The sequence below is a fragment of the Mycobacterium sp. B14F4 genome, from assembly GCF_039871645.1.
GTDB lineage: Bacteria > Actinomycetota > Actinomycetes > Mycobacteriales > Mycobacteriaceae > Mycobacterium.
The window spans coordinates 64,133-86,954 of sequence record NZ_JBDPMF010000013.1 but is presented as its reverse complement, the minus strand read 5'-3'; the positions used below and the strand labels follow the sequence as shown (position 1 = coordinate 86,954).

Sequence of the window (22,822 nt, the reverse complement as noted above, 5' to 3'; positions counted from 1 at the left end):
GGAATTGTCCCGGGGTTGCATCAGCCTTTGCTGAGCAAACGACTTGGCCGATCATAAACGGCAGTGACCACCGATTCAAAGAGATCGCCGACAACACTCACATCGAAGGTCTTTTCGGCGTAGTCGCGCGCGGCGTTACCCATTCTGTCACGTGCGGCGGGATCTCCGAGCAGGCCGTTCACCGCGGCCGATGCCGTCGGCATATCCGTCGGGTTGTGAACGATTCCCGCGTCGGCCGAGTCGATCATGTGCGCCACCGCATTGTCGGTCGGCAGCAACCCCAGCACAGGCCGGCCGGCGCAGAAATAGTTGAGCACCTTCGAAGGCACCGAGTAGCGGCTGGCATCCTTCTCGAGCACCACGACGAGCACGTCGGCGCTAGCCAGCATGTCGGGCAGTTGCTCGTAGGGCTGATAGTCGAGCAGCGTCAGCGACGGCGCATCGCCCGCATTCGATTCCAGCCACTGCCGGCCCTGGCCCTGCGACACGACGACGACTCGGCAGCCCTCCGGCACGTTCTTCGCCAGATGCGCCAGGACCGACGGGTCATGCTTGAGGCCCAGTGTTCCGGCGTACATGACGACGGGCACATCGGTCAGCCCGTGCGCCTGCGCCCAGGGGTTCTGCCGCGGGCGAAGCGGCATCTCGTCGATGGCGCCCCAGTTGGGGATGATCCGGATCTTCGACCGGTGTACGCCCCACCGGTCGAGTTGGTCGAGGAAGGTGTCGCTAATGGGCACGATCGCGGCAGCGCCTCGCGCGACACTGCGTTCGGCGCGTGCGGCGAGCCATCCGACGACTGCTCCCGGGGCGCGCAGCTTCTGGCGGGCGACGACACCGATCGCGTCGCTGTATACGTCCTGCTGCCAGAACACGTAGGGCACACCGCGTCGACGCAACAACCACGCCAACAGGAACAACGAAAGCAGCGGCACGTTCGAAAGCACCGCCACGTCAGGACGGGCATCGCGGATGGCCCGAGCGGCGATCGGCGCATAGTGCAGTTCCTGCTTCAAGCGGACCAACGGCGAATAGCGGGCGAATTCACCGCCGAGTTCGAGGGCGCGCACCGAGAAGTTCGGCGGGTCACCTGGCCTGCGCTCAGTTGCGCCACGGCCCGTGGTGTAGGACGCGCAGAACTGGTGCTCGACGGTATGCCCTCGACGGGCCAGCTCGCGGCTTAGGTGAACCTGCCCCGGGTGCCCGGAGTAGTCATGAATGACCAGCCTCACTCGGAAGCCTCTGGCCGGCGATGGTGTGCGGAACGCAACGACGTCACCGTCTCAGCATGCCAGCGAAAGCGCATCCGAAGTCAGCCTCCTGTCCCGGGGCCGATGTTGCGGGCCGGGCGGGTGCGGATCTTGTGCACGTATTCGGCTGGGGCGCCGGCGATTTCGGCGGCATCGGCCATCACGCCGAGGTAGCGGGCCGACGGCAGGCCACCCTCCCACGCGTCGACGACATACAACCACGCCAGTACCGGGTCGGTGTTGGTGTCCGACGAGGTGCGCTCCACCCGGCAGCGGATCTTCTTGTGGATGCCGAGCTCGGAGCCTTCCCAGCGGTCGAGGTTCTCCTCGTCGTCCTTGGTGACGTCGTAGAGCACGACGAACACCTTCGAATCCGGATCCTCGACGACCGTGGCCAGCGCTCCCTCCCAACCGATGTCCGCACCGCCGAACGTCAGACGCCAGCCGTGCAGCCACCCCGTGCCAGCCATCGGCGAATGGGGCGCCCGCTGCAACATCTGCTCCGGATGCATGTTGGACCCGTACGCGGCGTAGAGCGGCACCAGGAAAGATTAAGGCTTCGCCTCCTGGCTGGGCGATCAACCACCCGCTTCGTTAGGTTGAGACGGTGCCAACCCGCATCGTGATCATCGGCGGCGGACCCGCCGGCTACGAGGCGGCATTGGTCGCCGCGGCCCGTGGACCCGAAGTTGCCGAGGTCACCGTCGTCGACTCCGACGGCATCGGCGGCGCCTGCGTGCTGTGGGACTGCGTCCCGTCCAAGACGTTCATCGCGTCGACCGGCGTGCGCACCGAACTGCGCCGCGCGCCCGACCTCGGCTACGCCCTCGACTTCGACAACGCCAAGATCGAGCTGCCGAAGATCAACGAGCGCGTCAAGGCGCTGGCCGCCGCGCAGTCCGCCGACATCGCCGAGCGGCTGCGCAGTCAGGGCGTCACGCTGATCGTGGGCCGCGGTGAGCTCGTCGACGACGTGCCCCGGATGGCCGAGCACACGGTCAAGGTGACCGGGCACGACGGCTCGACCAGCACGCTGACCGCCGACGTCGTGCTCATCGCGACGGGTGCCAGCCCTCGGGTGCTGGCGGGTGCCGAACCCGACGGTGAACGCATCCTGAACTGGCGTCAGCTCTACGACCTGCAGACGCTGCCCGAGCACCTGGTGGTCGTCGGCTCCGGGGTGACCGGCGCGGAGTTCGTCAACGCCTACACCGAGCTCGGGGTCAAGGTCACCGTGGTGGCCAGTCGCGACCAGATCCTGCCGCACGAGGACTCCGACGCCGCCGCCGTGCTGGAAGAAGTGCTGGCGTCGCGCGGCGTGACGCTGGTCAAGAACGCTCGGGCGGAGTCGGTGAAAAGCGACGGTAACGGCGTCGTCGTCCGGATGACCGACGGCCGCTGCGTCGAAGCCAGCCACGCGCTGATGACCGTCGGCTCGGTGCCCAACACCAGCGGGCTGGGCCTGGACCGGGTGGGTATCGAACTCGGCCCGGGCGACTACCTCAACGTCGACCGGGTGTCGCGGACCAGGGTGCCGGGCATCTACGCGGCCGGTGACTGCACCGGCCTCATGCTGCTGGCCTCGGTGGCCGCCATGCAGGGCCGCATCGCGATGTACCACGCGCTGGGCGAAGGGCTCGAACCGATCCGGTTGCGCACGGTCGCCGCTGCGGTGTTCACGCGGCCCGAGATCGCCGCGGTCGGGGTGCCGCAATCCAAGATCGACGACGGCTCGGTGGCCGCGCGCACGGTGATGCTGCCACTGCACACCAACGCCCGCGCCAAGATGTCGAGCCTGCGCCGCGGCTTCGTCAAGATCTTCTGCCGGCCGGCCACCGGTGTGGTGATCGGCGGCGTGGTGGTCGCGCCGATCGCGTCCGAACTGATCATGCCGATCGCGCTGGCGGTGCAGAACGGCAACGATGTCGAGGATCTGGCGCAGACGTTCTCGGTGTATCCGTCGCTGTCGGGGTCGATCGCCGAGGCCGGCCGTCGATTGATGGCTCACGACGATCTGGAGTGATTCCACGTAGCCTGAACGGGCAACAGTACCGACGAGTAACTAGGAGTCCCTTCCGGTGGCGGACGTGGTCTCGGACAACGGCCAGACGCTGCTGCGTCCCCAGCAGCGGGCGGAGGCCTGGGAGCGCCTCGGCAGCGAGCAGTTCGACGTCGTGGTGATCGGCGGCGGAATCGTCGGCGCGGGAGCGGCACTGGACGCGGCGACCCGCGGCCTCAAGGTGGCACTCGTGGAGGCGCGCGATTTCGCGTCGGGCACGTCGAGTCGGTCGTCCAAGATGTTCCACGGCGGGCTTCGGTACCTGGAGCAGTTGGAGTTCGGCCTGGTGCGCGAGGCGCTGCACGAGCGCGAACTCTCGCTGACCACGTTGGCGCCCCATCTGGTCAAACCGCTGCCGTTCCTGTTCCCGCTGACCAACCGGTGGTGGGAGCGGCCGTACGTGGCGGCGGGCATCTTCCTCTACGACCAGTTGGGCGGGGCGAAATCCGTTCCGGCGCAGAAACATCTGACGAAGTCAGGTGCGCTGCGCCTGGCGCCGGGATTGAAGCGGTCGTCGTTGATCGGCGGGATCCGTTACTACGACACGGTGGTCGACGACGCGCGCCACACCATGACGGTGGCGCGCACGGCGGCGCACTACGGCGCGGTGGTGCGGACGTCGACGCAGGTGGTGTCGCTGCTGCGGGAGGGCGACCGGGTGATCGGTGTGCAGGTGCGCGACTCCGAGAACGGCGCCGTCACCGAGGTGCGCGGACACGTCGTCGTCAACGCCACCGGGGTGTGGACCGACGAGATCCAGGCACTGTCCAAGCAGCGCGGGCGATTCCGGGTGCGCGCCTCCAAGGGTGTGCACGTGGTGGTGCCGCGCGACCGGATCGTCAGCGAGGTGGCAATCATCCTGCGCACCGAGAAGTCGGTGCTGTTCGTCATTCCCTGGGGCACGCACTGGATCATCGGCACCACCGACACCGATTGGAATCTCGACCTTGCGCATCCGGCGGCCACCAAGGCCGACATCGACTACATTCTCCGACAAGTCAACAAGGTGCTGGCGACGCCGCTGACCCACGACGACATCGACGGCGTGTACGCCGGACTGCGGCCGCTGCTGGCGGGGGAGAGCGAGGAGACGTCGAAACTCTCGCGTGAGCATGCCGTCGCGGTGCCCGCGCCGGGCCTGGTGGCCATCGCCGGCGGCAAGTACACGACGTACCGCGTGATGGGCGAGGACGCGATCGACGCGGCGGCGGAGTTCATCCCCGCGAGGGTCGCGCCGTCGATCACCGAGAAGGTGCCGCTGATGGGCGCCGACGGGTACTTCGCGCTGATCAACCAGACGGAAAGCGTCGGCGCGCACTACGGTCTGCACCCGTACCGGGTGCGGCACCTGCTGGACCGGTACGGCTCGCTGATCGGCGAGGTGCTGCAGATGGCCGAGGGCCGCCCGGACCTGCTGACGCCGATCGCCGAGGCGCCGGTGTATCTGAAGGTGGAGGCGTGGTATGCGGCCGCGGCCGAAGGCGCACTGCACCTGGAGGACATCATGGCGCGGCGGATGAGGATCTCCATCGAGTATCCGCACCGCGGCGTCGACTGCGCGCACGAGGTCGCCGAAATCGTTGCGCCCGTGTTGGGTTGGAGCGCCGAGGACGTCGACCGCGAAGTGAACACGTACCTCGCGCGGGTCGACGCGGAGATCCGGTCGCAGCAGGAACCCGACGACGAGTCGGCCGACGCGCTGCGTGTGGCGGCGCCGGAGGCGCGCGCGGAGATCCTCGAACCCGTCCCGCTTACTTGAGACGGTCCCGGAAGGCGCCACTGCCGGACCGCGACGGGCTCGGTCCGGCCCGGGTGCGACTGCGCGGCGGCGCGGTGCTGGTCGAACTGGCGAGTCGCTTCGGTGAGGCAGCGGCGGCGAAAGTGCTTGCAGGCGAGGTCGTTTGTGCCGACGGCACGGTGGTGACCGCGGCGACGGTGCTCCCGCCCAACGCCGTCGTCTACCTGTATCGCGATGTGGCCGACGAGGTGCGCGTGCCGTTCGACATCCCGCTGCTGCACCGTGACGACGACATCGTGGTGGTCGACAAACCGCACTTCCTGGCGACGATGCCGCGGGGTCGCCACGTCACGCAGACGGCGTTGGTGCGGTTGCGGCGGGAACTGGGCCTGCCGGAACTGTCGCCGGCGCATCGGCTGGACCGGCTGACCGCGGGTGTGCTGTTGTTCACGACCCGCCGCGAGATCCGCGGCGCGTACCAGACGATGTTCGCGCGCGGCGAGGTGCGCAAGACGTACCTGGCGCGGTCGGCGCCCGAGCCGGCCTCGACGTTCCCGACGACGGTGCGCAGCCGGATCATCAAGCGGCGTGGGTCGTTACAGGCGGTCGAGGAGCCCGGTGAGCCCAATGCTGAGACGCTGGTGGAGTCGGTGGGCGACGGGTTGTACCGGTTGACACCGCGCACCGGCCGCACGCATCAACTGCGGGTACACATGACCTCGCTCGGTGTGCCGATCACCAATGACCCGTTGTATCCCGATGTCGTCGACGTGGCGGCCGACGACTTCTCGCGTCCGCTGCAACTGCTGGCGCACTGCCTCGAATTGGATGATCCACGCACCAACAAGCCGCTACGGTTCACCAGCATGCGGACGTTGGAAGGTTGAGCGATGGGCAGAGACGAGCGGGACCACGAGTTTTTTCTCCGACTTGACGGCATTCCCGGCGGCTCTGCCGCGAAGGACCGGAGCGGTTGGATGGACGTCGTCGCGGTCGACTGGGGTGTGGAGCAGGCCGTGGCCGTCAGCGGCGCCGGCGGCGGGATGACGGGAGTCGGCGCGAAGCAACGGGCACTGCGGTTCGTGATCGTCTCCGGCGTCGCATCGCCGTTGCTGTTCGAAGCGTGCATGAACGGAAAGCCCCTCTCCGAGGGCGTTTTCGAAGTCCAGCGAGGCAAGTCGGTCGCGGTGCGATGGGTGTTCGAGGACATGCTCGTGACCTCGTTCAGCAGCGAGACCTCCGATGGCGACGATGGAATGCGCGACACCATCACGCTGCTGGCGCGTCGGCTCCGCTACACGACCGACGACACGCGCGGCTGGGACTTCCAGAGCAAGAAACCGTGGTGATCGGCTGCGGTCAACGCCGCTGGTCGGGCCGATCCTCCACGTGCGCGCCCGCCGCGATCACCGCCCGGTTGCGCTCGGCGACGGTCCGCAGCACCACTTTGACCAGCCAGCGGTCGTAGCTCAGGTACCCGTTGACCTCGTTTTCGACGTCGGTCGTCTGGGTGTAGACCGCGCCGGACAAGCCGCCCCTGCGGACCGCCTCTTCGAGGGCCCGACTGACCTCGACGTAGCGTTCGGTCAGCCTTGCGCGGCTGTCGGTCATCTCGTACGCCTGCGGGCGTCCGGGCCAGATGTTGCCGTCGAGCACCAGGCCGAGGCCGCCGTACTCGCCGTCGACCACGACGCGGTGTTCCAGCGGGATGGGGCGGTCGCCGAGCTTCAGGCGCTCATCGTGCGGGGTCGACGGGTTGTCGTGCAGCACCGGGCGGCCGGGGCCGACGTAGGTGTGGTCGTCGTAGACGTCGCCTGCCCTGCTGTCGGGCCGCGACTTGCAGCAGTTCACACCGCTGTTGGCGTTGACCATGCGGGTGGGATCCGCGGTCTTGGCCGCCTGCGCGATCCTGGCCGTGTCGAACTCTCCCCAGCCCTCGTTGAACGGCACCCAGCCGACGATCGAGGTGACGCTGCGCAACTGGTCGATCATCGCGACGAGTTTGCGCTCGAAGTTCACCTTCGCCTGCGGCACCGGCTCGGGCGCGGGACCGACCGGGATGTCGAGCGACACGTCCAGCGACGGCATGTCCTGCCACACCATCAGGCCGAGCTTGTCGGTCCAGTAGTACCAGCGGGCCGGCTCCACCTTGGCGTGCTTACGGACGAAGTTCATCCCGAGCGCCTTGGTGCGCTCGAGGTCGAAGCGCAACGCGTCGTCGGTGGGTGCGGTGTAGATCCCGTCGGGCCAGTATCCCTGGTCCAGCGGTCCGTGCAGGAAGGTGATCTTGTCGTTCAAGGCGATTCGCGGTCTGCCCTGCGGATCCCTGACGGTGCTGATCGTGCGGAGGCCGCCGTAGCTTTTCACCTCGTCGGCCACCTTGCCCGACGCGCTGACCAGTCGCACCGTCAGGTCGTAGAGGTACGGGTCCTCGGGCGTCCACAGCCGGGGCTTGGCCACCGGGACGCGCAGCGGCTCACCCGGCTTGCCCCGTGCCCGCGACACCACCGCGCCGCCCGGGGCCGAGACGACGACCTCGGCGAGCTGCGCCTCGCCGGTGATGCGGGGGGTGACGGTGAACCCGGTCAGGTCGGGGGTGATGTCGAGCTTGTCGATGTGGTTGGCGCGCACCGGCTCCATCCACACCGTCTGCCAGATACCCGAGGCGCCGGTGTAGAAGAGGCCTTCCGGATCGTTGCGCTGCTTGCCGACGGGGAAGGGGTTGGTCTCGTTGCGGTCCTCCACCTGCACGGTGATGTCCTGTGCACCGGACCACCGCAGCGCGTCGGTGATGTCGGCGCTGAAAGCGGTGTAGCCGCCTTCGTGGTGAGCGACCTTCCGGTTGTTCACCCAGACGGTGGCGATCTGGTCGACGGCGCCGAAGTGCAACAGCACCCGTTGCCCACGCCAGGTGCCCGGAACGTGAAAGACCTTGCGATACCACATCTGTTCGTCGTGGCGCTGGATGCCCGACAAGGCGGATTCGGTCGGATAGGGGACCAGGATCTTCTCGTCGTACGCGCCCGACGCCGGCGGTGCCGAGAGCGCGTTGTCCCGCGAGCGGCCGGTGTACGCCCAGACGCCGTTGAGGTTGAGCCACCGCTGACGGACCATCTGGGGCCGCGGGTACTCGGGCAGGGCGTTGTTCGGTCCGACCAGGTGCGTCCACGGCGTCGACAGCGGTGGGCTCTGCCGCTGCCACGCCTCGGCGGCGTGGGCGGGGGTATCGACCAGCGTGAGGCCGGCCATCAGGGCCACGGCCAGCACCGCCGACCGGGCGAGCCCGATGCGACGGCCCGACCACGCCGCAGGCAGGCGGTTGGCGCGCTCGTATCGCGGCGATTCGGCGCATGCGGACATGACTGCTCCCCCCAGGAGTTGGAAAGACGACGAACTGCGCATGCGCGGCGCACACCGACACCGCACAGCAAACAACGACAGCGAGACGCTGCCAGGGAAGTCGGTGTTCCCTACGCTTCGCGACACTATATTGGGCTGACGTCCACGGCCCTTCGTCGGCGAAGGTACAAGGGTGTCAGCTGAGATCGCTCAAGATGAGCATTTACATTGCGCGTCCAGGGAGTAACTAGGTTCAAGTGATTGCCGAGCTTAGCATCTCGCTATGTCGCGTGCCATGTTGAAGCGACGGGTTTTCGGAGCAATGCGCGGCGTGCATCGGGGTGCCGCTCAGACGAAGTCTCGGGCGCTGAGAGCAAACAATTGTCGGTGTCGAGACGGAGCGGGATCGGCAGGCGCATCGACCAACACATCGACGCGCGGACGGTGATCGTTACCGCCGCCTGATCGGTTCAGCCTCCGTCCGGGTCCTTGGCTGCGACAATCGACCCGGCTGACCGCCGGGCGTCGGTCGCCGGAGGAGGAGACGTGCGCAAGATTGGGCTGTGCGCCGCCGCGGTGCTGTTCGCCGGCGGTCTGGTGACCGTCAGCGCGCCCGAGGCGGAGGCGACGCTGTGCGGTTCGGTCGGCGGCAGGTTCGTCGACGTCACCGGATGTGCTGATCCGCTGTCGTATCTCAACCAATTGCCTCCTCCGCCGCCACCGCCACCGCCGCCGGTGTACATACCGCCGGCGCCGAACGTGGACGTGTGCGCCAACGTCGGCCGCCGCATCAGCGTCAGCGGGTGCATCTGACGGCGAGCGCGCGATGGCGACCGACGAGAAGTACCTCGAAGCTCACCAGCGCTGCATCGACGCGCTGGAGCGAGGCGATCTGATCGCGACACCGGCCCTGGCGCTGGCCGGCTGAGGACGTGTACCTCATCACCGGTGCCGGTGGCGCCGTAGGCAGTGTCAGCCGGCGGGTCGTCGAGCTGCTGGTCGGGCTCGGCGAACCGGTGCGCGCGATGGTGCGCCGCGACGACGACCGCGCCGAGCGGCTTCGCGCTGTCGGCGCTGAGGTCATCGTCGGCGATCTGACCAGGGCAGGTGACATCCTGGCGGCGATTCGCGGCGTACGTCGCATGTTCTTCAACATGAGCGTGTCCCCGGACTACTTGGCGGCGACCGCCGAGGTGTGCGCCGTGGCGCGTGAGGAGGGCGATCTCGAGGCGATCGTCAACATGTCGCAGATGACGGTGTCGCAGATGACGTTGACCAGCACCGAGGAGTCACACCAGCACCGGCTGCACTGGTTGGCCGAACATGTGCTGAACTGGTCGGCGCTTCCCGTGATCCACGTCCGGCCAACGGTATTCCTCGACAACCCGCTGTTCACGTGGCTGGCCGCACGCTCGGTCAAAGAGCGCGATGTGTTAGCCCTGCCGTTCGGTTCGGGCGGCACATCACCGATCTCTGCCGCCGATGTGGCCGCCGTCGTCGCCGCCATCCTGCAGGATCCTGTCGACAACATCGGCAAGGTCTACGAGTTGACCGGCCCGGAAGTGCTCGACATCGCTGCTCTGGCCACGCGGTACGGCCGCGCGCTCGGCAGGCCGATATCCGGGGAGGACACGCCCCACGACGAGTGGCGGCGCGAGGTGCTCGCCGCGATCGGATTGCCCGAACACGTCCAGCAGCACATCGCGACGATGGCGCTGCTGCATCGCGCGCATCGCTACGAACGAGCCACCGACGACGTCGAACACATCTTGGGGCGGCCCGCCGAGACCGTCGAGCAGTTCGTCGCCGCACACCGCGATCTGTTTGACTGACGGCCGTGGACCGCGCTGCATTCGACCGTCTCTTCGACATGACCGACCGCACCGTCATCGTGACGGGCGGCACCCGGGGGATCGGCCTGGCGTTGGCCGAGGGCTTCGCGTTGGCAGGGGCTCGCGTGGTGGTGGCGAGTCGCAAGCGCGATGCGTGCGAGGAGGCCGCCCAGCATCTGCGCGCGCTCGGTGGTCAGGTCATCGGGGTGCCGACCCATCTCGGTGACGTCGAGGCCCTCGAAGCGCTGGTGTGCAAGGCCGTCGACGAGTTCGGCGGCGTCGACGTCGTGGTCAACAACGCTGCCAATGCGCTGGCGCAGCCGCTCGGGGAAATGACCCCCGAGGCGCTCACGAAGTCCTACGAGGTCAATCTGCGCGGGCCGGTGTTCCTCGTTCAGGCGGCGCTGCCCTATCTCAAGGCTAGCGCGAAAGCCTCTGTGATCAACATGATTTCGGTCGGCGCATTCAACTTCTCGGCGATGACCTCGATCTACTCCTCCAACAAGGCCGCACTGATGTCGTTCACGCGGTCGATGGCCGCCGAGTACGCTCCGTCAGGTATCCGCGTCAACGCGATCGCGCCCGGGCCTGTCGACACCGACATGATGCGCAACAACCCGCAGGAGGCGATCGAGGGCATGGCCCGCAGCACCTTGATGAAACGGCTGGCGTCGCCTGACGAAATGATCGGTGCCGCTCTGTTGTTGGCGTCGGATGCCGGTAGCTACATGACCGGCACGGTGATCATCGTGGACGGCGGCGGAACGCCTCGCTAGCCTCGCGCATCTCGCCGCTGGTGGAGGACAGGATCTGGCTGCGGTTCTCCAGGTGCAGAGCCGCCTCCAAGCTCGATGCCTCGAGATTCGCCCATAACACCTGCTTGGTGGATTCCAGGCCGAATTTGCCGTAGCTGCAAAGGGTTTCTGCGATGGCAAGCGCTTCGTCGACGACCGCCCCTTCTGCCGAGAGCCGGGAGACCAGCCCGAGACGCAGCGCCTCGTCGGCTTCGACCGCACGTGCGGTGAGGATCAGGTCGAACGCGGGTCCGGCGCCGATGATCCGCGGCAGCGTGTAGCTGACCCCGATGTCGCAGCCGCCGAGGCCGAGCTTGATGAATTGGGTGCAGAACCGCGCGGAGGGTTCGCCGATGCGGATGTCGCAGGCCAGGGCGATGCCCATGCCGCCGCCGTAGGCGACGCCGTTGACCGCGGCGATCACGGGTTGGCGCAGCCGGTGGATGCGTGCGGTGAGGTCGGCGATGCGCTCCTGCCATCGCATGCCCGAGCGGGGGAACTCGACGCCTTCGCCGGCCTTGTTCGGGTTGGGGTCGGTCAGGTCCAGCCCCGAGCAGAAGCCGCGGCCGGCGCCGGTGAGCACCACCGCGCGGCAGTCGTTGTCGGCGTCGACCCGCTGCAGGGTGGCATGCAGGTCCTCGACCAGTTCATACGACAGTGCGTTGAGCTTCTCCGGCCGGTTGAGGGTGAGGACGGCGATGTCGGGGCGCGGGTAGTCCAATTCCAGATGCGACATGCGCCCACGCTAGCCCCGCGCGGGTTCTCATACGGTGCTGCGCCAGCCGGCGACGCCGACGACGATCATGCGAAGCTGTTTGACCGCAACGCGCTTGATCTCGTCGAGCGCGGCCTGGTCGTGGGCGTCTTCGATGGCCTCGGCGATCACGATCATGGAGTTGACGAACAGGCTGGCGAGGATGTTGAGGTCCTCGCCGCTCCAGGTGTTCAGACCGGGGAAGCGGGCCAGGTCGATGGCCAATTCCGAGGTGATGAGCCGGATTTCGGTGCGGATGGCATAGCGCAGGACGGTGACCCCGCTGGATCGCTCGCGGCCGATGAACCGCCAGTGTTCGCGACGTTGATTGACGCCGTCGATGAGGATGTCGACGCTGGACTCGATCACGCGCTTGGGGTCGAGCTTGCCGGCGCGCGCCCCGCGCAGCATCTCGCGCAGGCTGCGGAACGACTCGTCGATGAGGACGAGGCCGAGCGCCTCCATCGACTCGAAATGCCGGTAGAACGCGGCAGGAACGATGCCGGCCTCGCGGGTCACCTCGCGCAGGCTGAGCGCGGAGAAGCTGCGGTCCTCGAGCAGCTTGAGGGCGGCCGCGACGATGGCGCGGCGCGTGGCCTCCTTGCGCTCCTCGCGCGTCGAGCTGTCGCGCTGGCGGGAGCGGCTCGAGTGTGACCGGCTCGATCGAGCGGCCCGCGCACTGAGATGTTCACTGGCCACCAGGTCAGCGTACAGACGTTTACCAGCGATCGGCTTCGGCGATCGTCAGAAGTCACTTTTCGGCGCGTCGGGTCCCGCTTGCCGGGCCTGGCGGCGTGCATCGCCCGCGAGGTCGGTAGACGTGAAGTGAGCGTACGACTGTTTACAAATGTGAATGCCGCCACAAACTGGCCGGTTACCTTGACCATCACGCCCTTCAACGCTCACTGTGTACATATGTTCACTCAAACTTTGACGCAGCGGGTGCTCCGGTCTCCGCTGGTCGACCTGCTCACCGGGCCCCATGGCGTGGACCGGTACACCGAGCTCGTCGCCCCGACCTGGACGGGGGCGGACGCCCGCGCGACGGTGGTTGCTGTCCGCCGGCAGACGCCGCGCAGCGTCACGCTCACCCTCGAGCCGAATCAGGCGTTCACCGGCCACCGCGCCGGCCAGCACATCAACCTCACCGTCGAGATCGACGGTCGTCGCCGCACCCGCCCGTATTCCCCGGCCAGTGCCGAGGGCGCTCGCCACATCGAGCTGACCGTCGGCCGCCACGACGGCGGGCTGGTGTCCACCTACCTCAACGACCACGCCCGTCCCGGCATGGTCGTCGGGTTGGACTCCGTCGGCGGCGAGTTCGTCCTGCCGACCTCCACCCGCCCGCGACGAATCCTGTTCGTCTCGGGCGGCAGCGGCATCACGCCGGTCATGTCGATGCTGCGGACCCTGCGCGCCGCACAATTCGACGGCGAGATCGCGTTCATTCACTACGCACGGTCCGCCGAGGAGGCGAGTTACCGGTTGGAGCTTGACAGCATGGCGGGCGTGCGGGTTCTGCACGGCTACACCCGCGAGACCGCCGGCTCCGATCTCGAGGGCCGGTTCGGCCCCGCCCACCTCGCCGCAGCAATGCCCGAGCCCGACGCGGTGTTCGTGTGCGGACCGCCGGAGCTCGTGGACAGCGTCCGCGAGTACTGCCCGAACGTCGCCTCCGAGAGCTTCGTCCCGCCGAGTTTCACGGTGCCTGCCGAAGCATCCGGTGGCCTGGTCGCCTTCACCGACAGCAGCGTCGCGGTGGCCGACGACGGCCGCCCGCTGCTGGAACAGGCCGAGGCGGCCGGCCTCAATCCCGAAAGCGGATGCCGAATGGGCATCTGCCACAGCTGTACTCGCCGCAAAACCCGCGGCGCTGTCAAGAATTTGATCACCGGCACGGTGTCGAGTCCCGAAGAGGAGGACGTGCAGCTCTGCGTGTCCGTCCCCCTCGGCGACGTCGACATCGCGCTCTGAGATCGCAAAGGAGTCCGAAATGACTGTCACCACCGTACAACCGCGCACCCTCGAGAAGACCGTCGCGGGCAAGACGATCAGCCTGACCCCCGAGCAGGCCGAGGAGTTCGGCCGCGAGCTCGACGCGCTCAAGGACCGGGTCATCGCCGACCTCGGCGAGCGCGACACCGACTACATCCGTCGAATCATCAAGGCGCAGCGCGCCTTGGAGGTCGGCGGTCGCACGATGTTGTTCGGGGGGATCTTCCCGCCGTTCTGGTTGGCTGGCACCGCCATGCTGGGCCTGTCGAAGATCCTCGACAACATGGAGATCGGTCACAATGTCATGCACGGCCAGTACGACTGGACCGGCGATCCTGCTCTGTCGGGCCAGAAATTCGAGTGGGACACCGCGTGCCCTGCGGACCAGTGGCGCCACTCGCACAACTACATGCACCACACCTACACCAACATCGTCGGAATGGATCGCGATGTGGGCTACGGGATCCTGCGGATGAGCAAGGACCAGAAGTGGACTCCGTACTTCCTGGGCAATCCGGTGTATGCGTTTCTGTTGATGGTGTTGTTCCAGTACGGCGTCGCGCTGCACGAACTGGAGACCGAACGGATCCGCTCGGGCGAGATCAGCATCCGCGACAAGCGTGAGATCCTGGAAGGCATCTGGCGCAAGACCAAGCGCCAGACGCTCAAGGACTACGTCGCCTTCCCGCTGCTGGCCGGGCCGGTCGCGCCGTGGGTGTTGGCGGGCAACCTCACCGCCAACCTGATGCGCAACGTGTGGTCCTACATGATCATCTTCTGCGGCCACTTCCCGGACGACGTCCAGGAGTTCACCATCGAGGAGACCAAGGCCGAGACCCGCGGACAGTGGTACTTCCGGCAGGTGCTCGGATCGGCGAACCTGACCGGCGGCAAGCTCTTTCACATCCTGAGCGGCAACCTGTCGTTCCAGATCGAGCACCACCTGTTCCCCGACATCCCGGCGCATCGCCACGCCGAGATCTCCGAGGACGTCAAGGAGATCTGCGACCGTTACGGCATCCCGTACAACAAGGGATCGCTGCCGCGCCAGTTCGCGACCGTCGTGCGCAAGATCGTCAGGCTGGCCCTGCCGGGCTGAGCGAAATCGGCTTCGAGACTACGGTCGTCGACGGGGAAATCGCGAAACTGTCGAGAACCGTAGTTTCACCAGATCGAAGCGGCTCAGGTCTGGCAGACCGGACACCAGTAGGAAACCCGGTCGCCGGGGTTGGCCGGGCCGTCCGACTCGATCGGTGTGCCGCACCGGCGACACGGTCTGCCGCGGCGGCCGTACACCCATAGATCGCGGCCACTTCGCGTGTCACCCGTCGTGGTGCGATTGATGCGAGACCGGTTCAACCACAGCATGTCTCGGGCCCGTTGCACCATGCGCAGCGGGTCCTTGACGTTGCTCACCGGGGTGGTGGGCAGATAACCGGTCACGAAGCACAGTTCGTTGGCGTAGACGTTGCCGACGCCCGCCATCACCCGTTGGTCGAGCAGGGCCTCGGCCAACGGCCGGTCGGGGTCGGCGATCAGGTTGGCCCTGGCGATGCGGGGCTCCCAATCGTCGCCGAGCAGGTCCGGCCCGAGGTGCGCGACGGCCTCCATGTCGTGGTCGCGTTTCAGGATCTCCAGCACACCGAGGTCCACCCCCGCGGCCCGAGAGTCGTCCGTTGCCAGCAGGATTCGAATCTTGTATTCGGGTACGCGACGGATCTGCCCGCCGATCAGCCAGGCGCCTTCCATCTTGAGGTGGGAATGAATGCTGACCCCGGCCTCCCCGCCGACCCGGATGAACAGATGCTTGCCCCGGCTCAGCACCTCGTCCACGACGCAGCCCGAGAGGTCGACGGTCGCGAACTTCGGCACCCGCACATCGCAGCGGGTGAGCACCTTCCCGACCAGCGCCTCGCGGAGCTTGGTCGCGGCGCGAAATACGGTGTCGCCTTCGGGCATGGTTCAGCGTATCCGGGTCACCGCGGCATCAGCGCAGACGCAGGCCGCGCGGTGTGCGGGCGAACCCGGCGCCGAGCAGCGCATCGTGCACTTTGGCTCGTTCACCGGCCCCCTCGCCCTCGGCGCCCGGTTCCAGTACCGGCACGCCGTTGACCTTCTCCACCAAGAAGGACCCCACCCGCCCAGTGCCGACCAGGTCGGCCAGCGCGGCCGCCGCGGCGGCGTGCGCATCGGCGTCGCCGGTGAAGCTCAGCAGCGAGCGCCCGCCGCGTTCCAGGAACCACGCCAGTTCACCGTCGACGATCGCCACCAGCGCGCCGGCCTTGCGGCCCGGGCGGTGCGTGACGTCCTCGTCGGCCGACCGCTTCGTCGGCCACGGCAGCGCGGCGCCGTACGGGTTGGCCGGATCGGCCGCGGCAAGCACCACCGCGTGGTACTCCCGACGGTCCGGGTCGACGCCGTCGAGGTAGGTGCGCAGGCGGTCCACCGTGGACGCCACCGCGAACTGCGCGCCGCCCAGCGACTCGACGAAATAGCCGCGCTGGCACCGTCCCGCATCCTCGAACGCGGTCAGCACCTTGTAGAGCATCGCGAAGCCACCAGGAATGCCTTCGGCGCCGACCGCCCCCTTCGTCAGGACCCCGTGGCGGCTGAGCAGCAGGTCGGCCTGGAAGTGTGCGCGCACCGTCGACTCCGGCTCGGCCGTCGGCAGTACCGACCAGCGGCCCGCCACCGTCGGATCCGGGGTTCGCGCCTGGGCGTGCGCGACGCTGTACCGGCTCAACCGCGGTGCTCGCTGCTTCTGCTTGTGTGCCGGTGCGCCGCGCCGACCCGTCTGGCTACGCGTGCCCATCAGCATGGCCCGCACCGGGGCGAAGGTGTCCCCGGTGACCCAGCCTGCCCAGATCAGTTCCCAGAGAGCCGCTTTGAGCTCCTCGCCGGGGTTGTCGGCAAGCTGACGGAAAAAGTACGCACCACCCGCCCCCAGGGTGTCCAGGATCGCGCGGTGGGTGTCGGTGAACTCGATCTCGGTCGGGGCGCTCAGCGTCAACGGCGCCGACTCCGAGACGTGGAACGCGATCCACCCGTCTCCGCCGCCGATCTGGCCCGCACCGGACCAGGTGACCTCCCCGGAGGCGAGCAGCTCGTCGAGCATCGCCGGCTGGTAGTCGCGCACCCGCTGGCCGAAGACCAGCGGTTCGACCGCCGACGCCGGAATCGGCACGCCCGCAAGCTGATCGATCACCGAGGCCAGGCCGTCGATGCCGGTGTTGTGCGCCGAGCCGACCTGCTGCCAGGCGGGCAGGAATCGGCCGTAGGCGGTCGTGCTGACCGGCTCGATCTGGGCACGCAGCGCCGCCAGCGACCGCCGCCGCAGGATCTTCAGCACATCGGCGTCACACCACTGCTCACCTGCTCCGTGGTCCGACACGGGGATGTCAGTGAACTCGCCCCGAATCAGCTTGCCGTCGATCGCCATTCGGCTCAGTACGTCGGCGGTCACCCGCAGGCCCAGGCCGAACCGGGCGGCCGCATCGTGCGTGGCGAACGGTCCGCGGGTACGCGCATAACGGCCGAGCAGCTCGCCCAGCGGATCCTCGACCGATTCGGTGAACGCCGCCGGTACGCCCACCGGCACCGCGACTCCCACGCCGTCGCGCAGCAGGCCGATGTCCTCGACGGCCACCCACCAGGTCCGGTCGGCGTAAGAGACCGTCAGCGCCCGCTTCGTGGCGCGCAGCCCGTCGAGCCAGCCCTCCACCTCTGATGTGGTGCAGCGCTCGCCGATCTCGGCCTCGGTCAACGGGCCCAGCAACCGCAACAGGTCGGCGATGCCCTCGGCGTCGCGGGCCAGGCGGTCCTCGCTGAGGTGCTGCAATTGGCTTGTGGTGCCGGCGATCACCTGCGGGTCGAGCAGCTCACGCAGCTCCACCCGGCCCAACAACTCGGCGAGCAGCACGCTGTCGAGGGACAGTGCCGCCGCCCGCCGCTCGGCGAGCGGGCTGTCGCCCTCGTACATGAACGCGCCGACATAGCCGAACAGCAGTGACGCCGCGAACGGCGACGGCGTGGTGGTCTCGACCTCGACGATACGAAGCCGCCGCTGCGCGACACGCTGCATCAGGTCGGTCAACGCCGGCACGTCGTAGACGTCCTGCAGGCATTCCCGCACCGCCTCGAGCACGATCGGGAAGTCCGGGTACTTGCGCGCGACGTCCAACAACTGGGCGGCGCGCTGGCGTTGGTGCCACAGCGGCGAGCGCTTGCCGGGATGACGGCGCGGCAGCAGCAGGGCGCGGGCAGCGCACTCGCGGAACCGCGACGCGAACAGTGCCGAGCCGCCCACCTCGACGGTGACGATCGGTTCGATCTCGTCGGCGTCGAACACGAACAGATCCGCTCCGGGAGCGGCGTCTTCGGTGTCGGGCAGCCGCACGATGATGCCGTCGTCGGAGGCGGTCGGCTTCTCCTCGATGCCGTAACGCTCCCGCAGCCGTCGCGATACCGCCAGCGCGAGCGGCCCGTGCACCCGCAGCCCGTACGGCGAGTGCAGGATGACGCGCCAGTCGCCGAGCTCGTCGCGGAACCGTTCGACGACGAACGTCGTGTCCGAGGGCACCACACCGGTGGCCTGCCGCTGGTCGTCGATCAGCCGCCACAGGTTGTCCGAGGCGAACTCGTCGAAACCCATTGCGCGGCAGCGGTCGACGAAGGCGTCCTTGCCGAGCCGCGCGAGCTCCCCGGTGAACGCGCCGACCGCGGCGCCCAACTCGGCGGGACGCCCGACGCCGTCGCCGCGCCAGAACGGCAGCCGCGCGGGCTGGCCCGGCGCCGGGATCACCAGCACCCGGTCGTGGGTGATCTCGGTGATCCGCCAGCTGGTCGCGCCCAGCGAGATGACATCGCCGGGCCGCGACTCGTAGACCATCTCCTCGTCGAGTTCGCCGACCCGGGAGGGCTTTTCGGACTCGGAGGCCAGGTACACCGTGAACAGGCCGCGGTCGGGTATGGCGCCGCCGCTGGTCACCGCCAGTCGCTGCGCGCCGGGGCGGGCGGTCAGTGTGCCGGCGTCGCGGTCGTACACAAGACGCGGTCGTAACTCGGCGAACTCGGTCGACGGATACTTGCCGGACAGTAGGTCCAGTGTCGCCTCGAAGGCGCTGCGGGGCAGCGTGGCGAACGGTGCGCTGCGCCGCACCGCGTCGAACCAGCGGTCGGCGTCGAGCGGTTCCAGCGCGCACGCCGCCACGGTGTGCTGGGCCAGCACGTCGAGCGGGTTCGTGGGCACCCGCATGGTCTCGATCTCGCCGGCGAGCATCCGTGTCACGGTCACCGCGCAGCCGATCAGGTCGGTGCGGTGCTTGGGGAACAACACGCCCTGGGAGATCTCACCGACCTGGTGGCCGGCGCGGCCGATGCGCTGCAGGCCGCTGGCCACCGACGGCGGAGCCTCGACCTGGATCACGAGATCGACCGCGCCCATGTCGATGCCGAGTTCGAGGCTCGACGTCGCGACGACCGCCTTGAGCCGGCCGCTCTTGAGGTCGTCCTCGACCAGCGCCCGCTGCTCCTTGCTGACCGATCCGTGATGCGCGCGGGCGAGCAGCGTCGGCGCACCGCACGCCTGCCCGCTGCCCATGATGTGCGCGGGTGACCCGCCCGCGACGCCGTTGTTGGGGCCGGTCTCCAGTTCGACGCCGGATCGCTCGGCGTGGATCTCGTTGAGCCGCGACGTGAGTCGTTCCGCGAGCCGTCGCGAGTTGGCGAACACGATCGACGACTTGTGCGTCTCGATCAGGTCGACGATGCGTTCCTCGACGTCCGGCCAGATGGTGTTGTTCTCGAGGTTCGCCATGTCCGGCACAGGCACCTGGACCGACAGGTCGAAGGTCTTGGCCGCCGGCGGCGCGACGATGGTGGTGCGGGCCTGCCCCGACAGGAAGCGCGCCACCTCCTCGGCGGGCCGGACGGTCGCCGACAATCCGATCCGCTGTGCGGGCGTGTCGAGCAGCTCGTCCAGGCGCTCCAGCGAGAGCGCCAGGTGAGCGCCCCGCTTCGTGGCCGCGACGGCGTGCACCTCGTCGACGATGACCGTCTGCACCTCGCCGAGCGTGTCGCGGGCCGCCGACGTCAGCATCAGGAACAGCGACTCCGGGGTGGTGATGAGGATGTCCGGCGGGGAGGTGATCAGCGCGCGGCGCTGCGCGGGGGAGGTGTCACCCGACCGCACGCCGACGCTGATCTGCGGCGCGGGCACTCCGCGCCGCTCGGCCACCCGGGCGACGCCTGTCAGCGGGGTGCGCAGGTTGCGCTCGACGTCGACGGCCAGCGCCTTGAGCGGCGAGACGTACAGCACGCTGGGGCCCCAACTTGCGAGGGGAGTACCCGCCTTGGCCGGCCGCGGCTCGCCGGCCGCCAGGCGGTCGATCGCCCACAGAAACGCCGCCAGCGTCTTGCCCGACCCGGTCGGCGCTACGACCAGGGTGTTGTCGCCGTCGGCGATCGCCGACCAGGCCTGTGCCTGGGCGGGCGTCGGCTCGGCGAACGTTCCGGTGAACCACTCCTGGGTCAGCTCACTGAAGCGGGCGAGGGCGGTGGTGCTCATCGCTACCCATACTGCTCCCGCCCACCGACAAGCCGGGGGTCACCGGTGTTCGGATGCCACCGCTTCGCTCAGGGCGGACGGAATGCCCGGTACGCGCCCGATCGCGTCCAGTAGCGCGTGGGCACACGCGTCGGCGACCTGACCGGCGTCGATCGACGGGTCGATCAGCCGCCGTCTGCACATCTCGAACGTGAAGGCCAGCCAGCCGTAGACGGTGATCCGGAGGTCGCGTTCGACCTTGGCGTCCAGCCCGTCGCCGAAGGCGCCGAAGATGCGGTGGACGATCCTGTCGGCCTGTCGGTCGGTGTCGACGTCCTCGATGCCGCGCAGGACGGGATCCGACCGGCCCACTCCCACATACGCCGCCCATGCGCCGTGCGGATGGTCCTCGTCGTAGCGCAGGTATGCGAGCACGCCCTCGCGCAGCTGGTCGAACAGGCTCTGCCCGGGCTCGGGCGGCGTGTTGGTGGCCGCGAACAACCGCTCGCCCTCGGCGCGCACGACAGCGGCGAAGAACGCGCGTTTGTCGGGGAAGTAGTGGTACATCAGCGCGCGGGACACGCCGGCGCGTTCGGCGATCTCGTCGATGCGCACGTCGTCGTAGGGCCGCTGACCGAACACCTCCGCACCGAGCGCCAGCAGTTCGTTGCGGCGGTCGTCGGGCGACAGGCGTCGTCGCGTCTCAGCCATCCCGCCATCGTAATTGACACATGTCCAACAGTGGGTTGGGGTCACGTCGGGCGGGTACCTTTACCCAGTTATCCGCATACCGAGGCAGGGATGACGATGGACATTGCTCGAGGCGCGACCCGATTGGCCTGCCAGACCGTGAACGCCACCACAGCGAAAGGCACGTCCTCGCGCGCCCGCGGGTCGTCGCCCCGCAAGACGACGAAGGCGACGCGTCGGTAATCCGCCGGGTGCCTCGGTGACCGCTGCGGCGAGCACGCAACTCGAATCCTTCTACTGAACACGGCAACACAGGCATGGAGTGGTTCAGCGCCCCCGAATACTGGTTCGCCAGAGAGGTCCTGCAGTGCGGGATCGCGGCGATCTATGCGATCGCTTTCCTCGGCGCCGCACGGCAGTTCCGGCCGCTGATCGGCGAGCACGGGATGCTGCCGATACCAGAATACCTGTCGCGCAGCTCATTTCGAGCGGCACCGAGCATCTTCCACCTCCACTACTCCGACCGGTTCTTCGCGATCGTCTGCTGGCTGGGTGTCGCCGCTTCGCTGGCGCTCGTCGCCGGCGCAGCCGATCTGGTGCCGCTGTGGCTGGCCATGCCGGCCTGGCTGCTGATCTGGTTCATGTACCTCTCGATCGTCAACGTCGGCCAACAGTGGTACGGGTTCGGATGGGAATCGCTGCTGCTGGAGGCCGGCTTTCTCGCGATCTTCCTCGGCAACGAGCAGATCGCACCGCCAGTGCTGGTGATCTGGTTGATGCGCTGGTTGTTGTTCCGGGTGGAGTTCGGCGCGGGATTGATCAAGCTGCGGGGCGACCGCTGCTGGCGGGATCTGACCTGCCTGTACTACCACCATGAGACTCAGCCGATGCCAGGTCCGCTGAGTTGGTTCTTTCACCACCTGCCCAAACCACTCCACCGGATCGAGGTTGCCGTCAACCACTTCTCCCAGTTGCTCGTTCCCTTCGCGTTGTTCGCGCCCCAACCGGTGGCCGGTACTGCGGGGCTGATCGTGATCGTCACCCAGGCGTGGCTTGTGCTGTCCGGTAACTTCGCTTGGCTCAACTGGCTGACGATCGTCCTGGCTTTCAGCACGGTGGACCACACATCCGCAGCGCTGCTGTTGCCCTTGCCGGATCCGCCGTCGACTCCGGCGACACCGACGTGGTTCATCGGTGTCGTGATCGCAGCCGCGGTCTCGATGCTGATTCTCAGCTACGCGCCGGTGACGAACATGGTGTCGCGAAGCCAACGAATGAACGTCGCTTTCAACGCCCTCCACTTGGGCAACACCTATGGTGCGTTCGGTGCCATCGGCCGCACGCGCGATGAACTGGTGATCGAGGGCGCCGCCGCCACCGATCTCTCGGGCGAACCGGAGTGGAAAGAGTACGAGTTCAAGGGCAAGCCGGGCGACACGCGTCGGCTTCCTCGGCAGTGGGCCCCGTACCACCTGCGCCTGGACTGGCTGATGTGGTTCGCTGCGCTTTCCCCCGCCTACGCCCAGCGTTGGCTGATTCGGTTCCTGGCCAGGCTTCTCGAGAACGACGAGCGGACCCTGAAGTTGCTGCACCACAATCCGTTTCCCGACTCTGCACCGCAATACGTGCGGGTTCAGCTGTACCGGTACCGGTTCACCACCTGGCAGGAACTCCGGCGTGAACGTTCCTGGTGGCATCGCGACCTGCTGGGCGAATTCGTTCCACCGATCACGCATGAGATCGCCGAGCGTGGCGCCCGCAGGGGTTGACGGCCCCTACGCCCGAATGCCGGCTCGGTAGCGCCCGAGCCCGGTCGCGTAAGGCGGC

The 22,822-nt window shown here is 68.0% G+C and carries 18 protein-coding genes; 10 read left to right on the top strand and 8 right to left on the bottom strand.

The features are described from left to right. Positions 1 to 20: 20 nt before the first annotated feature. Complete coding sequence (locus ABGB19_RS25275) at positions 21 to 1,232, bottom strand: glycosyltransferase family 4 protein (protein ID WP_347688739.1); 1,212 nt, start codon at positions 1,230 to 1,232, stop codon at positions 21 to 23. Between the two features lie 80 nt (positions 1,233 to 1,312). Further along, on the bottom strand, positions 1,313 to 1,792 hold the full coding sequence (locus tag ABGB19_RS25270; protein ID WP_347688738.1) for a gamma-glutamylcyclotransferase: 480 nt from the start codon (positions 1,790 to 1,792) through the stop codon (positions 1,313 to 1,315). A 65-nt stretch (positions 1,793 to 1,857) separates the two neighbouring features. On the opposite strand from ABGB19_RS25270, the gene ABGB19_RS25265 reads away from it, so the two are divergent. From ABGB19_RS25265 to ABGB19_RS25250, 4 genes are read left to right on the top strand one after another with little or no spacing between them, the layout of a single operon-like run. Continuing rightward, positions 1,858 to 3,273, top strand: coding sequence for an NAD(P)H-quinone dehydrogenase (locus ABGB19_RS25265; protein WP_347688737.1), 1,416 nt, complete (start codon positions 1,858 to 1,860; stop codon positions 3,271 to 3,273). A gap of 55 nt (positions 3,274 to 3,328) precedes the next feature. Beyond that, a complete protein-coding gene (locus ABGB19_RS25260; protein ID WP_347688736.1) occupies positions 3,329 to 5,068 on the top strand; it encodes a glycerol-3-phosphate dehydrogenase/oxidase in 1,740 nt (579 codons plus the stop codon). Next, a complete protein-coding gene (locus ABGB19_RS25255; RefSeq protein ID WP_347688735.1) occupies positions 5,065 to 5,934 on the top strand; it encodes a pseudouridine synthase in 870 nt (289 codons plus the stop codon). Before ABGB19_RS25260 ends, ABGB19_RS25255 begins: the two co-directional genes overlap by 4 nt. A 3-nt stretch (positions 5,935 to 5,937) precedes the next feature. Continuing rightward, complete coding sequence (locus ABGB19_RS25250) at positions 5,938 to 6,396, top strand: type VI secretion system tube protein Hcp (protein ID WP_347688734.1); 459 nt, start codon at positions 5,938 to 5,940, stop codon at positions 6,394 to 6,396. 10 nt (positions 6,397 to 6,406) lie between these two features. On the opposite strand, the gene ABGB19_RS25245 is transcribed toward ABGB19_RS25250, so the two are convergent. Beyond that, positions 6,407 to 8,296, bottom strand: a complete 1,890-nt coding sequence (locus tag ABGB19_RS25245; protein ID WP_347688759.1) for a sugar-binding domain-containing protein — start codon at positions 8,294 to 8,296, stop codon at positions 6,407 to 6,409. A gap of 636 nt (positions 8,297 to 8,932) precedes the next feature. Between ABGB19_RS25245 and ABGB19_RS25240 the strand changes: the two genes are divergently transcribed. From ABGB19_RS25240 to ABGB19_RS25230, 3 genes are all read left to right on the top strand, one after another. Continuing rightward, entirely contained in the window at positions 8,933 to 9,199 is a 267-nt protein-coding gene (locus ABGB19_RS25240; protein ID WP_347688733.1) for an RNA-binding protein, read from the top strand. A 119-nt stretch (positions 9,200 to 9,318) separates the two neighbouring features. Beyond that, positions 9,319 to 10,218, top strand: coding sequence for an NAD(P)H-binding protein (locus ABGB19_RS25235; RefSeq protein WP_347688732.1), 900 nt, complete (start codon positions 9,319 to 9,321; stop codon positions 10,216 to 10,218). A gap of 5 nt (positions 10,219 to 10,223) precedes the next feature. Then, complete coding sequence (locus ABGB19_RS25230) at positions 10,224 to 10,994, top strand: SDR family oxidoreductase (RefSeq protein WP_347688731.1); 771 nt, start codon at positions 10,224 to 10,226, stop codon at positions 10,992 to 10,994. Here the strand turns inward: ABGB19_RS25230 and ABGB19_RS25225 are convergent. After that, complete coding sequence (locus ABGB19_RS25225; RefSeq protein ID WP_347688730.1) at positions 10,963 to 11,748, bottom strand: enoyl-CoA hydratase-related protein; 786 nt, start codon at positions 11,746 to 11,748, stop codon at positions 10,963 to 10,965. The genes ABGB19_RS25230 and ABGB19_RS25225 overlap by 32 nt on opposite strands. A gap of 27 nt (positions 11,749 to 11,775) precedes the next feature. Then, positions 11,776 to 12,465, bottom strand: coding sequence for a TetR family transcriptional regulator (locus ABGB19_RS25220; protein ID WP_347688729.1), 690 nt, complete (start codon positions 12,463 to 12,465; stop codon positions 11,776 to 11,778). Between the two features lie 216 nt (positions 12,466 to 12,681). Here ABGB19_RS25220 and ABGB19_RS25215 point away from each other — a divergent pair, with 216 nt between their 5' ends. Continuing rightward, positions 12,682 to 13,740 carry an FAD-binding oxidoreductase gene (locus ABGB19_RS25215; RefSeq protein WP_347688728.1) on the top strand — a complete coding sequence of 353 codons (1,059 nt, stop codon included), beginning with the start codon at positions 12,682 to 12,684 and terminating at the stop codon, positions 13,738 to 13,740. Positions 13,741 to 13,759: 19 nt separating this feature from the next. After that, a complete protein-coding gene (locus ABGB19_RS25210) occupies positions 13,760 to 14,860 on the top strand; it encodes an acyl-CoA desaturase (protein ID WP_347688727.1) in 1,101 nt (366 codons plus the stop codon). A gap of 83 nt (positions 14,861 to 14,943) precedes the next feature. Here the strand turns inward: ABGB19_RS25210 and nei2 are convergent, their stop codons facing one another. The 3 genes from nei2 to ABGB19_RS25195 are packed head-to-tail and all read right to left on the bottom strand — an operon-like array spanning position 14,944 to position 21,016. Further along, a complete protein-coding gene (gene nei2 / locus ABGB19_RS25205; protein WP_347688726.1) occupies positions 14,944 to 15,720 on the bottom strand; it encodes an endonuclease VIII Nei2 in 777 nt (258 codons plus the stop codon). Between the two features lie 28 nt (positions 15,721 to 15,748). Next, positions 15,749 to 20,326, bottom strand: coding sequence for an ATP-dependent helicase (locus ABGB19_RS25200; RefSeq protein WP_347688725.1), 4,578 nt, complete (start codon positions 20,324 to 20,326; stop codon positions 15,749 to 15,751). A gap of 39 nt (positions 20,327 to 20,365) precedes the next feature. Beyond that, positions 20,366 to 21,016, bottom strand: a complete 651-nt coding sequence (locus ABGB19_RS25195) for a TetR/AcrR family transcriptional regulator (RefSeq protein ID WP_347688724.1) — start codon at positions 21,014 to 21,016, stop codon at positions 20,366 to 20,368. A 296-nt stretch (positions 21,017 to 21,312) separates the two neighbouring features. Here ABGB19_RS25195 and ABGB19_RS25190 point away from each other — a divergent pair, with 296 nt between their 5' ends. Further along, a complete protein-coding gene (locus tag ABGB19_RS25190) occupies positions 21,313 to 22,764 on the top strand; it encodes a lipase maturation factor family protein (protein ID WP_347688723.1) in 1,452 nt (483 codons plus the stop codon). The last annotated feature ends 58 nt before the right edge of the window (positions 22,765 to 22,822 follow it).